This window comes from Rhizobium sp. NZLR8 (assembly GCF_019685025.1).
Lineage (GTDB): Bacteria > Pseudomonadota > Alphaproteobacteria > Rhizobiales > Rhizobiaceae > Rhizobium.
On the sequence record NZ_JABDVY010000012.1, the window covers coordinates 46,497 to 59,818 of the forward strand.

General features: G+C 61.6%; 18 protein-coding genes and 1 pseudogene. 7 read left to right on the forward strand and 12 right to left on the reverse strand.

The features are described from left to right. The first annotated feature begins 111 nt into the window (after positions 1-111). The gene (locus HJB89_RS23540; RefSeq protein ID WP_003542187.1) at positions 112-507 is read left to right on the forward strand and encodes a DUF1236 domain-containing protein; all 396 of its coding nucleotides are present in this window, start codon (positions 112-114) and stop codon (positions 505-507) included. On the opposite strand, the gene HJB89_RS23545 is transcribed toward HJB89_RS23540, so the two are convergent. The 7 genes and pseudogenes from HJB89_RS23545 to HJB89_RS23575 all read right to left on the reverse strand — a co-directional run bounded on the left by HJB89_RS23545 (position 497) and on the right by HJB89_RS23575 (position 5,882). Then, positions 497-730 carry a hypothetical protein gene (locus HJB89_RS23545; protein WP_259672104.1) on the reverse strand — a complete coding sequence of 78 codons (234 nt, stop codon included), beginning with the start codon at positions 728-730 and terminating at the stop codon, positions 497-499. The genes HJB89_RS23540 and HJB89_RS23545 overlap by 11 nt on opposite strands. 100 nt (positions 731-830) lie before the next feature. Further along, positions 831-2,361, reverse strand: a pseudogene (locus tag HJB89_RS23550) (winged helix-turn-helix domain-containing tetratricopeptide repeat protein). A gap of 84 nt (positions 2,362-2,445) precedes the next feature. Further along, complete coding sequence (locus tag HJB89_RS23555; RefSeq protein ID WP_207581480.1) at positions 2,446-2,883, reverse strand: EamA family transporter; 438 nt, start codon at positions 2,881-2,883, stop codon at positions 2,446-2,448. A 41-nt stretch (positions 2,884-2,924) separates the two neighbouring features. Next, on the reverse strand, positions 2,925-3,968 hold the full coding sequence (locus HJB89_RS23560) for a Gfo/Idh/MocA family protein (protein WP_207581481.1): 1,044 nt from the start codon (positions 3,966-3,968) through the stop codon (positions 2,925-2,927). Positions 3,969-3,977: 9 nt separating this feature from the next. Continuing rightward, on the reverse strand, positions 3,978-4,763 hold the full coding sequence (locus HJB89_RS23565) for a ThuA domain-containing protein (RefSeq protein ID WP_221117529.1): 786 nt from the start codon (positions 4,761-4,763) through the stop codon (positions 3,978-3,980). Positions 4,764-4,958: 195 nt separating this feature from the next. Further along, a complete protein-coding gene (locus HJB89_RS23570; RefSeq protein WP_207581483.1) occupies positions 4,959-5,300 on the reverse strand; it encodes a multidrug efflux SMR transporter in 342 nt (113 codons plus the stop codon). 18 nt (positions 5,301-5,318) lie between these two features. Next, the gene (locus HJB89_RS23575) at positions 5,319-5,882 is read right to left on the reverse strand and encodes a TetR/AcrR family transcriptional regulator (RefSeq protein ID WP_221117530.1); all 564 of its coding nucleotides are present in this window, start codon (positions 5,880-5,882) and stop codon (positions 5,319-5,321) included. A gap of 167 nt (positions 5,883-6,049) precedes the next feature. On the opposite strand from HJB89_RS23575, the gene HJB89_RS23580 reads away from it, so the two are divergent. Continuing rightward, positions 6,050-6,460 carry a group II truncated hemoglobin gene (locus tag HJB89_RS23580; RefSeq protein ID WP_221132346.1) on the forward strand — a complete coding sequence of 137 codons (411 nt, stop codon included), beginning with the start codon at positions 6,050-6,052 and terminating at the stop codon, positions 6,458-6,460. 2 nt (positions 6,461-6,462) lie between these two features. Continuing rightward, the gene (locus tag HJB89_RS23585; protein WP_221132345.1) at positions 6,463-6,834 is read left to right on the forward strand and encodes a DUF423 domain-containing protein; all 372 of its coding nucleotides are present in this window, start codon (positions 6,463-6,465) and stop codon (positions 6,832-6,834) included. A 109-nt stretch (positions 6,835-6,943) separates the two neighbouring features. Here HJB89_RS23585 and HJB89_RS23590 read toward each other — a convergent pair whose 3' ends face one another. The 5 genes from HJB89_RS23590 to HJB89_RS23610 form a co-directional block, all read right to left on the reverse strand. Next, positions 6,944-7,258 (reverse strand): antibiotic biosynthesis monooxygenase, encoded by a 315-nt coding sequence (locus HJB89_RS23590; RefSeq protein ID WP_221116572.1) that lies wholly within the window; start codon positions 7,256-7,258, stop codon positions 6,944-6,946. A 9-nt stretch (positions 7,259-7,267) separates the two neighbouring features. Then, a complete protein-coding gene (locus HJB89_RS23595; RefSeq protein WP_221150590.1) occupies positions 7,268-7,540 on the reverse strand; it encodes a hypothetical protein in 273 nt (90 codons plus the stop codon). Next, entirely contained in the window at positions 7,537-7,944 is a 408-nt protein-coding gene (locus HJB89_RS23600; RefSeq protein ID WP_221150591.1) for a DUF2325 domain-containing protein, read from the reverse strand. Before HJB89_RS23600 ends, HJB89_RS23595 begins: the two co-directional genes overlap by 4 nt. Before the next feature lie 107 nt (positions 7,945-8,051). Continuing rightward, positions 8,052-9,371: an energy transducer TonB gene (locus HJB89_RS23605; protein ID WP_221150592.1), complete on the reverse strand. Its 1,320-nt coding sequence runs from the start codon at positions 9,369-9,371 to the stop codon at positions 8,052-8,054. Positions 9,372-9,425: 54 nt separating this feature from the next. Continuing rightward, positions 9,426-9,848 (reverse strand): hypothetical protein, encoded by a 423-nt coding sequence (locus tag HJB89_RS23610; protein WP_221116569.1) that lies wholly within the window; start codon positions 9,846-9,848, stop codon positions 9,426-9,428. 175 nt (positions 9,849-10,023) lie between these two features. Here HJB89_RS23610 and hemP point away from each other — a divergent pair, with 175 nt between their 5' ends. Genes hemP through HJB89_RS23630 form a run of 4 tightly spaced genes read left to right on the forward strand, consistent with a single transcriptional unit; the run spans position 10,024 to position 13,320 of the window. Continuing rightward, complete coding sequence (gene hemP / locus HJB89_RS23615; protein ID WP_207584360.1) at positions 10,024-10,206, forward strand: hemin uptake protein HemP; 183 nt, start codon at positions 10,024-10,026, stop codon at positions 10,204-10,206. A gap of 8 nt (positions 10,207-10,214) precedes the next feature. Next, positions 10,215-11,264, forward strand: coding sequence for a hemin-degrading factor (locus HJB89_RS23620; protein WP_221116568.1), 1,050 nt, complete (start codon positions 10,215-10,217; stop codon positions 11,262-11,264). A gap of 11 nt (positions 11,265-11,275) precedes the next feature. Further along, the gene (locus tag HJB89_RS23625; RefSeq protein ID WP_221116567.1) at positions 11,276-12,205 is read left to right on the forward strand and encodes a hemin ABC transporter substrate-binding protein; all 930 of its coding nucleotides are present in this window, start codon (positions 11,276-11,278) and stop codon (positions 12,203-12,205) included. A gap of 2 nt (positions 12,206-12,207) precedes the next feature. Beyond that, on the forward strand, positions 12,208-13,320 hold the full coding sequence (locus tag HJB89_RS23630) for an iron ABC transporter permease (RefSeq protein ID WP_207581492.1): 1,113 nt from the start codon (positions 12,208-12,210) through the stop codon (positions 13,318-13,320). Positions 13,321-13,322 lie beyond the last annotated feature (2 nt).

Below are 13,322 nucleotides of genomic sequence, written 5' to 3' on the forward strand. Positions count from 1 at the left end.
CGGCCGCCTCACAGAATGTGAACCGACCTTCCAAAGCGTGACTCTCTCCTGCCGGAACCTCGGATTGGCGCGGTCGTTACTCAAACGCAACCCCAGCAAAGGAGAAGCATAATGTACAAGATTCTACTTGTCTCCAGCGCCCTTGCGCTGTCGTCACTTGCAACCAATGCGCTCGCTGATGGCGCCGTGACCGGTGCAGCCGGCGGCGCCATCACCGGCGCGATCGTCGGTGGCCCCGTGGGTGCCGCTATTGGCGGCGTAGCCGGTGGTGTCGCCGGCGCCGTTGTCGATCCGCCGCCGCGCGAGGTAGTCACCTACGTCCAGCAGCAGCCGGCCCCGACCGCCTCCGTGGTCGTCCAGGAACCAATCGTCGTCGGCAAGCCGCTTCCGGCCGATGTCGTCGTCACACCGGTGCCGGACAACCCGAAATACGCCTATACGGTCATCAACAATCAACATGTGATCGTCGAACCCCGCACCCACCGCGTGGTGCAGGTCATAGAATAAACCACCGAAAAATCAGATCGCCGTGCCGCCTGCTGCGGCTCGGCAACTCCGGCCCCGCTTCGGCGGGGTCTTTTTTCGTGTGTTTGCGCCATCTGCCGATCAGCGCGAACAGGGCAACGAGCCGTCGCGGCGGGGCGAACCCTTGCGGCAGCGCCTCTATCCGGATCCGGTCGCCGTAAAGCCTGCCCTGTTTAAGGGATAGAATATGCATGTTGGAAAGCATGGGACGATCCTCCATCGATTGATGGGATCAGCATCGCCGAAGCGACGGGGCCGGGTCCTTAATGCTCCGGATAAAAGCTGCTAAAACTTCCAAATGCCTCTCAGCGCGGCCGCATCCCGGCGCGCGCCAGCCCTTCCAGAACCGGCGCAAAACGCTGGGGATTCTTGGCCGGCTGACCCGCCAGAATGCCTTCCAGTGTCACATCAGGTGCAATCGCCTCCAGCGCGCGCAGCAACTGCCGCGCCTGCTCAATATTGCCGAGATGCGCGTGTGCGGCGATTAGCATCCAGTAGGTCGGGTCGAAATGGGCATTGAGCGCCAGCGATCGTGACGCAAACGAAAGCGCTGCCTCGTAATTGCCGCGGAAGATCTCGGCCATCGCGATGCCTGTCAGCGAAAAACGCGCATCCGGATCGCGCGGCCGCAGCCTCACGGCGCGGTGCAGACGCTCGAGCGCCCATCGATATCGCCGCAGTGCAGGGCCGCAATGCCGGAACAGGCGGCAACGCGAAGATCGTTGGGATTGGCAGCGGCGGCGGCCTCCAGCACGGCCATGCCGCCGTCATAATCCTTGCCCGTCTGCAGCAGCGCCATGCCGCAATGGACCATCACCCGGGGATCGCCGGCGGAATGCTGAAGGCCGCGGCGTGCAAGCCTGAGGCATCCGCCTTGTCGTCCCCTCCGAGCGGCGGCCAGCCCATGGTCGTACGATGTTCGAGCGCCCAGGCGGCAAGTGACAGGATCAACGCATTTTCCGGCTCCATGGCAAGGGCCTCGCGCAGCAGCGCATAGGCGACGGCGTTGTTTTCGATCGACTCGTCGGTTATCGCCGCAAGCGCGCGCAGATAGAGATCATAAACCGCCGGACTGTTCGGCCGGTCGCGGCGCGATCTCCGGATTTCGGCAATTTCGATTGCCGGTTCGACAATCGAAGCGACGTGTTCGGTAATATGGTCCTGGAAGGCGAAGATGCCGCTGATGCCGTCCTCGAATTGATCGGCCCAAGATTGGTCGCCGTCACGCCATCGACCAATTGCCCGTTGATACGCACCTGCCCGCCTTCCCGCCGGATGCTGCCTTCGAGCACGTAGCGGACCCCAATTCCCTGGCCACCTCTCGCACATCGATGCTGCGCCCCTTGTAGACGAAGGCGGAATATCGCGAGACGACCGAAAAGGAGCGGAAGCGGGCAAGGGCCGTGATGATCTCCGTCACCACGCCATCGGCAAAATAATCCTGGTCGGCATCACCACCGAGATTGGCGAAGGGAAGAACCGCGAGAGAAGGCGGCTGCGGCGCCACCGACGCCACCCCGGCATCGTCCTGGCGCGGCAGGCGATAACCGACCCTCGGAACGGTGACGATCCACTCCGTGCCGTCAGGCTTCGGGCCGAGAAGCTTCCTGAGCGTGGCAATCTGAACGGTGAGGTTGCCTTCCTCCACGGCAGGCCCCGGCCAAGCCCGCTCCATCAGATCCGCTTTGGTGACGACGCGACCCTCGACCTCCAGCAGCATGCCGAGCAGCGCGCTGTCGGTCGTGGTCCTATCGCCACGGACTTGCCTTCCCGCCACAGGCTTCCTGTCACGGGATCGCAAAGGAACGGACCAAAGGAGAGCGTTGAATTGCCCATGAGGAAGCATAACGCGAAAATATCGCAAACTGAAAGCGGCTCGACGCGCGACGAATTTATGATCGTAAGGCTCGATCCGCGGCTTCATGCCCGGTAAGCGACGAGCACGGCTCCTCCAGCAATCATCACGACGCCAAGCCAGTTTGGCAGCGTCAGGCGTTCGCCCAGGAACAGCACGGCAAAGACGGCCACGAAGACGACGGATAGCTTGTCGATCGGCGCGACGCGGGCGGCATCACCGAGCTTCAGAGCGCGGAAATAGCAAATCCAGGATGCGCCGGTGGCAAGACCCGAGAGCCCCAGGAAGAGCCAGCTCCTGCTCGACACCGAAGACGGTTCCTGCCAGTTGCCGGTGACATAGACCATCATCCCCGCCGCCAGCAGGATGACGATGGTGCGAATGAAGGTCGCGAAGTCGGAATTGACGTTCTCGACGCCGACTTTGGCGAAAATCGCCGTGAGCGCTGCGAAGCCGGCGGAAAAAAGCGCCCAAAGCGGCCAGCTTGTGAGGAGGCTTTTCATGCGGCGTTCCTTGTCCCGTTACACCTCGATCTCAAGGACGATCACACCTTCAACTCGCGCCGTTCGCGCTCGGTCACCATCGCAAGGTCGAGCACTTTCTGCAGGTTGGCGGCGTGGCGGAAGTTCGGGTCCGGCTGGACACCAGTTGCCACGGCCTCGGCAAAACGCTCGTAGTTGGTCGCCACCGGTTCAACTTCGATCTGCGTCCAGGTGGCCGTTTCGACCCCTTCGCCGAGGCAGCCATGCAGCTCGGAACCGCCGGGACGGTGGATAACCTCAAGGCTGCCCCTCTCGCCATAAATGCGCAGCTTCAACTCGTTCAGATGCCCCGTCGCCCAGCGGCTGGCATGGACGACGCCGAGCGCGCCGTTGGCGAAATCGACAGACATGGTGAAGCTGTCATTGGCATCGAGCAGATATTCGCCGATCTGGCCGCCCGGCGCCTTGTTGAAGGTCTTCAGCCGCGCAAAGACGTGGTCGATGTCGGTCGCCGCGCCATAGGCGGCAAAATCAAGGATATGGATGCCGACGTCGCCGAGCACGCCGTTCGAGCCGTGGCCAGTGGAAAGCCGCCACAGCCAGGTCGATTCCGTGCGCCAGTCGCCCCAGGCACGCGAGACGAGCCAGCTCTGGAGATAGGAGGCTTCCACGTGCCTGATCGTGCCGAGCTCGCCGGCGAGCACCATCTCGCGGGCGCGCTGCAACGGCGCGACATTGCGGTAGGTCAGGTTCACCATGTTGATGACGCCGGCCTTTTCCGCCGCCTCCGTCATCTCCAGCGCCTTCGCATAGTTCTCCGCCAGCGGCTTTTCGCAGAACACATGCTTGCCCGCGGCGATCAACGCCATCGTCGTCGGGTGATGGATCCGGTCGGGCGTGACGTTCGTCGCCGCATCGAATTCACCCCAGGCGATCGCCTCCTCCAGTGAAAGAAACCGCTTTTCGATGTTGAACTTGTCGGCGAAGGCCGAAAGCCGCTCGGGATCGGTGTCGACGGCACCGACCACCGTCACGCCGTCGATGAGGGGGAAGCGGGCGAGCTGGTTTTTCGCCATCACCCCCGTGCCAAGAACGAGTAGTCGCATGGATGCTCCTCAGCGGTAACCGGCTTCGCCGGCCTGGTGCAGTCTCGGGCCGCGTTCGACGATCGGCTCCAGTGCCTTTTCTACCGGCACATTTGGTGCGTCGGTAATGCCAGTCAACGATCCCTCAGGGTTATAGGCCCACTTGACGCCGTTGATCAGCACCTTCTGGATATTGACGTCGTGATAGGTCGGATAGGTCTCGTGGCCGGGGCGGAAATAGAAGATGTTGCCGGCGCCGCGCCGCCAGGTCAGGCCCGAGCGGAACACTTCGCCACCCTGGAACCAGGAAATGAACACCGTTTCGAGCGGCTCCGGAACCGAAAACTGCTCGCCGTACATTTCTTCGTTCTCGAGCTCGAAATGCTCGCCGATGCCCGCTGCGATCGGATGGCGCTGGTTGATCGTCCATAGACGCTCGCGCTCGCCCGCTTCGCGCCACTTCAGCGCGCAGGGCGTGCCCATCAGCCGCTTGAAGATCTTGGAGAAATGGCCGGAATGCAGCACGATGAGGCCCATACCCTCCCAGACACGCCTGGCCACCCGCTCGACGACGACGTCGGAGACCGCGCCGTGATCCTTATGGCCCCACCAGGTCAACACATCGGTTTCGGCAAGGCGGGCCTCGTTGAGGCCGTGTTCCGGCTCCTGCAGCGTTGCCGTAGTTGCCGAGATACCGGGATCCGTATTCAGCGCGTTGGCGATCGTCGTGTGCATGCCTTCGGGATAGATCCCACGAACGATTTCGTTGGTAGTCTCGTGGATATTCTCTCCCCAGACGACGGTGCGAATGGCCATGATGTGCTCCTGTAGAAACTGGAAGTATTGGTAGGCGGGAAAGACAGGATTCAAAGCGCTTTGGAAAACAGCAGCGCTGGCTGCGCCTCGTCTCCTCCACGTCTAAGCAACACATAGACCTTTGTCAGGAATTTGACAAAGGGGAAAATTTACCGGCAGAAGGCGGAAATTCCACTCGGCAATATCGCAGCAATATCAATGCGAAACGGATTTCGAGAACAGGTTGACGACGACGACGCCCGATATGATCAGCCCGAGCCCGAGGATTGCCGGCAGGTCGAGCCGCTGCTTGAAGAAGACCAGACCGACCGAGGAAATCAGCACGATTCCCAAAGCGCTCCAAATTGCATAAGCAATGCCGACAGGGATGCTTTTCAGCGTCAGCGACAGGCAATAGAAGGCGGCCGCATAACAGGCGACGACAAGCGCCGTCGGCCCGATGCGGGTGAACTGCTGCGACAGCTGCAGCGCAGTCGTGCCGATGACCTCGAGCACGATGGCGGCAAACAACAGCCCGTAGACGGCGGCCTGGCTCATGGCGAATTCCTTTTCGGATTACTTCCCGGTCAGTTCGACAAGGCGATTAATGAGATCCCGCCTCAGAACGCCGTCGATATCATGGCTTTCCAACGTATCTGAGAACCACAACCCGTCGGCGGCAAAACGCACGACCTGGGCGTCGAGGGAGGAGTCGGTGCCGATATATTCCTCGGCCCGCGCCTGCACCCATTGGCGCCATCGAAGGCGCAACCGGGGTTCGGCAAGAAGCGCGATCGTCACCTGCGTCCAACCCCTGGAATCGTCTGGACGATCCTTGATACCGGATACCGCTCTGAGATAGGCGCGGGTGAAGCGTCCCTGCGGCAGCGGATCGCCGCGCATCAGCTCTTCTATATCCGCGTCGAACTTTTCGAGCAGGCTCTCGAACAGTGCATCAAGAAGCGCATTTTTCGTCGGGAAGTGATGCAGCAGCCCACCCTTGCTGACGCTAGAGGCGGCGGACACCGCATCGAGCGTGACCGCGGCCATGCCTGCGCTGGCAGCAAGGCGCGCCGCAACATCCAGCAACTGCTGGCGCACGAGGATAGGCTGCTTTTTGCGATGATGAGCGTTCGACATGCGAGCAAAAGATACCGTCTGGACGGTTTTGTCAAGATGAATTGGCTGAAACTCCTGCCCGCCTGGCAATATGCGCGAATTGCCGCGTCGCTTTGATGACAGTTGCGATCGTTTTCCGCCCGGTGCATGAAGGACCGGGGCAATGGATGGGCATCGGGGATGGTTTCGTGACGGAGAAGGTCACCACTCTATATGAGGCGATCGGCGGCGATCCTGTCGTGCGGGCGCTGACGCAGCGTTTCTACGAACTGATGGACAGGCTGCCGGAGGCAAGCAACGTGCGCGCCGTGCATCCGCCGAGCCTTGCCGGCAGCGAAGAGAAATTCTACGAATATATGAGCGGTTATCTCGGCGGCCCGCCGCTCTATACCGACAAGCGCGGCCATCCGCGTCTGCGCAGCCGCCATTTCGTCGCCAAGATCGGCCCCGTCGAGCGCGACGAGTGGCTGCTCTGCTTCCGCCGTGCCCTCGACCAGACGATATCAAGCCAAGCGCTGCGCGATCTCATCTGGGCGCCGGTGGAACGGCTCGCCTATCACATGCAGAACAAGGCCCCTGACATACAGGAAAAGGAATGACCATGAGCTTGAATGCGCGCCTGGAGCCGGTGCTCTATCTTTTTGCCGGTCTGTTCGGCGTAGCCGGCGTGGCGCTCGCCGCCCTTGCCGCCCATGGCGGCGGTGAGGCCAATCTCGCGGCATCCGCATCTGCCATGTGCCTCGCGCACGCCCCTACCCTGCTGGCATTGGCTCTCGGCACCGCCAGGCTCAAAACCGCCTGGCTGGCCGGTTTTCTGATGATTATCGGAACCCTGCTCTTTGCAGGCGATCTCGTCACTCTGCGTTTCACCGGCTCTAGCCTCTTCCCCTATGCCGCCCCGACCGGCGGCTGGGCGATGATGCTTGGCTGGCTGGCCGTTGCCGCCGGCGCCGTTTTCCGGGTACGGCCTTGAGGGCTTTGCAAACTGGCTTCGATTCATCGGCCTATCGAAAGGGTTGATGGGAGGTCTCACCTCTCGTCCCTCATCTGTCCTTGTCACAGGAATGAGGGTGAGTACGCAGTTAGACGCCGTCGACCACGTTGAAGCCTTCGAAAACAGGCGGCCCCTTGTACATGGCCTTGCGGTCGCCGGCATTGCGGTGCGCCGCTCGAAAATTCTCGGACTTGGTCCAGTTCTGAAAATCCGCTTCGCTGTTCCAGACCGTGTGCGAGGAATAGAGCGTGTAGCCCTCCTCTTCGTTGGCCTTCCCGCGCAGCAGGCGGAATTCGACGAAACCGGGCACTTCGGCCAGGCTGGAATCGCGATTGCGCCAGACCGTCTCGAAATCAACTTCGTTCCCGGTTGCGACCTTGAAGCGGTTCATTGCGATATACATGCGATCTCCTTAGGCCTTCCTCTTGCCGGCCCTTGCTGCATAGCAGGGAAAAGCGAGAACATTATTGCCGTTTGCTGCCGCCGGGCCAAGCGGTCTCGTCGTCGCTTCTCCGGGCATGCGCGCTTCCCAAGTCGGGAACAGCATCACATTCCGGTAGATCTGCTGACGATCGGTATGCTGCCGGAAAAGTGCGTAGAGCTCGGGCACGAGGCCCTCGCCTGTCTGCGCGGCAAGCTTATGCAGGCAGATCATGGTGAAGCCGTCGGGACGCTGGTCGTTCATCGGGAATTGTCTCGTTCGTTCATCGTATGCAGCGCACGTTCCAGGCTAGACTTGCTGCCGTTGCGAAGCGGGATGAAGGCCTTGCCGAATTTCTTGCAGCCGGTCTTCACGCGCAGGCAGGCATCGTGGCTGATACAGTCGATCGGGCAGAACACGCAGTCGACCGAGGGCAGCACGGTATCTATGCGGGAAACAGCTTCGCGCAGGCCGCCGTCATGATGAAGGAGCTCGGCGCCGAAATTGCTGGCGATCTGGCGAAGATGCGCCACCTGGCAGTCACGCCCGCCGACATAGAGAAAACTGCGGCCATCCAGTTTGCATCGTCCGGCGGATAGCTGGCTGGCGTCCTCGGCCGCGCTGGCGCGGGCCTCCCTGTTCGAACCCTTCTTGCCCTTGCGAGCCATATACCACCCGTTCGCTCGTTGATCGTCACACGATTCCTGCGTGTGCGGGTGGACCTTATTAAACTTGATTTTTAGAGTAAAGTATAAAGTTGATAAGTTTTCTCATATTATTCGACCGCGATCGGCACGGAGGTAAAGCTCCTTCCATTTCCACCGGGCGTTGGACCGAATGGAGCCGCGCGCCGGATAGCATCGACGGCGCGCTTATCGATCTCGAGAATGCCAGACCCGCTTACTACGCGAACGGATGTCAAGCCGCCGCTGCCATTCACGGAAAACGAGACGACCACGGTTCCCTCGACACCACGAGGTGTTCTGATCGCGCGGCGAATGCGACTACGGACCTTGCCGTCGTAATTGGCAAAGACTGCAGTTCCGACCCCATTATTGTTGCCGGCGGTGCGCGAGTTACGATCCGACTGAGCCGACCGATCACCTTCAGCAACACCACGAGTAGAATCTTGCTGCGTCTCACCCTGCGAACCAGCGGTCCTTTTCAGTGGACGCTTTTTCTCGACCGGTTTCGGCTTTTCCTGCGTGACCTCTTTCGGCTTCGGCTCTGGGGTTACGATCTCCTGCGGCTCGTCCGGCTCCGACTGCACCTCTGCTGTCTCGACGGGCTTGACCTCTTCAGGCTCAACTGCGGCCACAGGGGGCGTGTTGGATGGCTGAACGTCCGTGGGGATGTCATCGGCCGGCTTCTGCTCTTCCGGAACGACCGTCGACAGCGGTTGTAGGACGGCGGTTTCAGCTGGAACCTCGGAAACGAGAACCTCCGGTGCGACCGCCGCCGCTGTTTCCGGAGAGACGCGCGTCACTTCTGGAACCGGGGCTTGCTGGATCGGATCCTGAGCCTCCACAGGCGAGACATCGGTCGGCTGAACGGTTTCCGGCTGAAGGTTAGCCGCTTCGGTCGGCTGGATTGTATCCGGTTCAACGGCCTCCGGAATGATTTCTTCCTGTACGGTCACATCGGTCTCGCCTGCAGCGGTCTGATCGACGTCCGAATTGCCGTACATCACAACGCTGACAGCTTCGCCCGCTTCCTCGATCGCCTCCTCCGGCGCCTTCGGGAAGGCAATGATCAACATGGCAGCCAACGTCGCATGAAAAATCAACGAGCCAACACAAGTCAGCGCCAGCCGCCGCCGCACCGGTTTCTTCTCGCCTTCCTGCTTTTCCACCGCCGCATCCATCGCCGGCGCTGCGGCACGCGCAGTTGATGCGGCTTCCGGATGATCGGGAAAAGAGGATATCTGCGCCAAACGCGCATAATGGACCACCGCCTCGCCGGCCGGTTGCCGCGGCGCATTGCGCAGGTCGGAAAGCTCATGGCCGGGATGCATGTAATTGTCGTTGAGACTGCCGTCAGCGTCCGGCTCCCCGATGAGCACCTGTCTCGATCTGGACTTCGCTGAAATCGCCATTGTTATGCCTCGGACAGCCTGAAACATGTCCGCCGGGGTCAGCCCCCGGCGTATTTAGCCCTCGAAGGGAATGGAAATCTGCGAGCGGGTGACGAGACCCTTCATGCATTCGCCCGCCGCCGGCCCGTCGCAGACCGGCGTGTCGTTGATGAGGATCCGGGTCACGCTTTCGCATTTGACATTCGGCATGTCGAACTGGCGCACGCGTTTCTTGCCCTGCGGCAGATCGCGGAAATCGAGCACGGTGATGCGGTCGACGGCATTCTTGTCGTTGAAGAAGGCAAGCTCGAAAGAGATCTTGTTGATCGGCGCCTGAAGATTGTTCTCGGCAACGAAGGTCATCATGCAGCCCTTTTGCGACGGCGCCAGAGCGTTGAGTTCGACATCGAGCTTGGCGGTTGCCGCATCCTGCGCCTGGCATATGCTTGAGACCGCCATCACCACGCCGGCCGCAACAGCCGCAAACCTAACCGTCATTATCTTCTCCGCTTCTGTCCCGAACCGCCGCCAGGCAGCCTCAAATCAGCAATCTCAAAAACTTGACTGCAATAGTCTCCTATTGCGTCTTTAAAAAACCATGAGTAAGAAAGTCAAGTTAATTGTCATCACAACCGGGGACCCCAATCCCGGCCCCACGGAATTGCCAACCGAAATGATGGTTGAAAAGCCAAATAACTTTAAGCACGTGCCGCTGCCGAGCGCGCCTGCGGCGCAGCACCGGATCGTCGAAAGCGCGGATCTTTTCCGCGGCACGAACGAAATCATGATCAGACACGACGGTTTGACCTATCGCCTGAAGATCACCCGGCAGGGCAAGCTCATTCTCAATAAATAGGGTAAGATATGACCGAGCAGACAAGACCGGCGCCAGCCGAAATCCGTGCGTTTCGCGCCCAAAATCCGAAGATGCGCGAGCGCGAGATCGCTGCCCAGCTGAAGATTTCCGAGGCAGCTCTCGTCGCCGCCGAAACTGGCATCAGCGTGACCCGCATCGATGGCAGCGCGCTGATGCTCCTCGAACGCGTGGCCGGCCTCGGCGAAGTGATGGCGCTGTCGCGCAACGAAAGTGCCGTGCACGAAAAAATCGGCATCTTCGAAAACATCAAAAGCGGCGTGCAGGCCGCAATCGTTCTCGGCGAGAATATCGACCTGCGCATCTTCCCGAGCCGCTGGGAATACGGTTTCGCCGTATCCAAGAAGGATGGCGACCAGGTGCGCCTCAGCCTGCAATATTTCGATAAGGCGGGCTGCGCCGTGCACAAGCTGCACCTGCGTCCGAATTCGAATGTCGAGGCTTATCACGCGATGGTCGCCGAGTTGAAACTCGAAGACCAGTCTCAGGACTTCGTCGAGGCCGAGACCTCGAATACCGTCGATGAAACCGCCTACGTCAGCCGAGACGAATTGCGCGACAGTTGGAACAAGCTCACCGATACCCATGAGTTCTTCGGCATGCTGAAACGCCTGAAGATCGGCCGCCAGGCGGCCATCCGCAGCGTCGGCGACGATTATGCCTGGAAGCTGGACAACACCGCGACTTCGGAGATGATGCATGCCTCGGTGAAATCCGGCCTGCCGATCATGTGCTTCGTCGCCAATAACGGCATCGTCCAGGTCCATTCCGGCCCGATCTTCAACGTCCAGGCCATGGGTCCGTGGATCAATATCATGGACCCTACCTTCCATCTGCATCTGCGCCAGGATCACATCGCCGAGACCTGGGCCGTGCGCAAGCCGACCAAGGATGGGCATGTCACCTCGCTGGAGGCTTACAATGCCGATGGCGAGATGATCATCCAGTTCTTCGGCAAGCGGCAGGAAGGCTCCGACGAACGCGCCGAATGGCGCGCGATCATCGAAAATCTGCCGCGGGCAGCAAGTGTTGCCGCATAAGGATCGCTGTGATGACGATGCGTAACAATCTGCGCCGGCTTCGCCCCTGGCAACTCGCCCTGACGGCGACCGTCATGGCACTGCCGCTGATCCCGTCGGCACCGGCGGTCAAAGGCTTCGCCTTCGTCCGCGCCGCCCATGCCGAAGAAAACAAGCTCGACACCTCGCGCCTGGTTTCGGTCGGCGGTGATATCACCGAGATCGTCTATGCGCTCGGCGAGGAAAACCGGCTGATCGCCCGCGACACGACAAGCATCTACCCCGAGGCGGCGCTGAAGCTGCCCAATGTCGGTTACATGCGGGCGCTCTCGCCGGAAGGTATCCTCGCCATGAACCCGACGGCGATCATCGCCGTCGAGGGTTCCGGCCCGAAGGAGGCGCTGGCTGTGCTGAAGAGTGCCAGCGTGCCCTTCGAAACCGTGCCGAGCCCCTTTACCCGCGATGGCATCATCGCCAAGATCGACCGGGTGGGCTTGCTGCTTGGCGTGCCTGACAAGGCGAAGGCGCTTGAAGAAAAGGTTGCGACCGATCTCGACGCGGCGATCGCCGATGCCGAAAAGCGTCCGGAGGCGGAGCGCAAGCGCGTTCTCTTCATCCTCAGCGCCCAGAACGGCCGGATCATGGCATCGGGCACCGGCACGGCGGCCGATGGCATCGTCAAGCTCGCCGGTGCCATCAACGCCGTCGGCGCATTCCCGGGCTACAAACCGCTGACGGACGAGGCGATCATCGAGGCCAAGCCCGACATCATCCTGATGATGAACCGCGGCGATGGCGCCGGCACCAAGAACGAGGACCTGCTGGCCCAGCCGGCGATCGCGCTGACGCCGGCTGGCGAGAAGAAGGCGATCATCCGCATGGACGGCATCTACCTGCTCGGCTTCGGCCCGCGCACCGCCGCCGCCGCGCGTGAGCTCAACATGGCGATCTACGGGGGCTGATCATGGTCCTGCCGCAAGCCATGATGGAACGAAGGCGACCATTCCCGATGGCGGAGATCAGCGCAAACCGGCGGGCGGGCGACAGAACGCGGCTCGCTTTGCTGGTCATCGCGCTGCTCGTCATCGGCTCGGTCTTCTCGATGCTGTTTTCGGTGACGACGGGCGCCTCGGATGTCTCGATCCTCGACGTTATCAGCAACATGGCCGGTTCCGAGACGGCGCTCAGCACGCGTGGCCGGATCATCATCTTCGATATCCGCCTGCCGAGGGCGATCCTCGGCTTCCTGATCGGCGCCTCGCTGGCCGTTTCCGGCACGGTGATGCAGGGCCTGTTCCGCAATCCGCTGGCCGATCCCGGCCTCGTCGGCGTCTCCTCCGGTGCAAGCCTCGGTGCGGTCACCGTCATCGTGCTCGGCGGTGGCCTTGCCGCTCCACTCCAGGCGCTTCTCGGCATCTATGCCCTGCCGGCGGCCGCCTTTGGCGGCGGTCTCGTCACGACGCTGCTGCTCTACAGGATCGCCACCCGCCACGGTCAGACCTCGGTGGCGACGATGCTGCTTGCCGGCATCGCTCTCGGCGCGCTCACCCTGGCGATGACAGGACTGCTGATCTACATGGCCAACGACCAGCAGCTGCGCGACCTGACATTCTGGAGCATGGGCTCGCTTGCCGGCGCCACATGGATGAAGATCGCCGCCGCCGGCCCGATCATCCTGTTGTCCTTCACGGCCCTGCCCTTCATGGCTCGCGGCCTCAATGCCATGACGCTCGGCGAGGCCGCCGCCTTCCATATGGGTGTGCCTGTCCAGCGGCTGAAGACTATCGCGATCGTCGGCGTCGCCGCGGCGACCGGCGCGTCCGTCGCCGTCAGCGGCGGCATCGGTTTCGTCGGCATCGTCGTGCCGCATATCCTGCGCATGGCAATCGGCCCGGACCATCGTTTCCTGCTGCCGGCTGCAGCCCTTCTCGGCGGCTCACTGCTGATCTTCGCCGACGTCCTGGCGCGCACCCTTGTCGCCCCGGCCGAACTGCCGATCGGCATTATCACCGCGGCCGTCGGCGGGCCTTTCTTCCTGTGGATCCTGCTGAGGCAGCGTTCACGCCTTGCCCTTTGAGT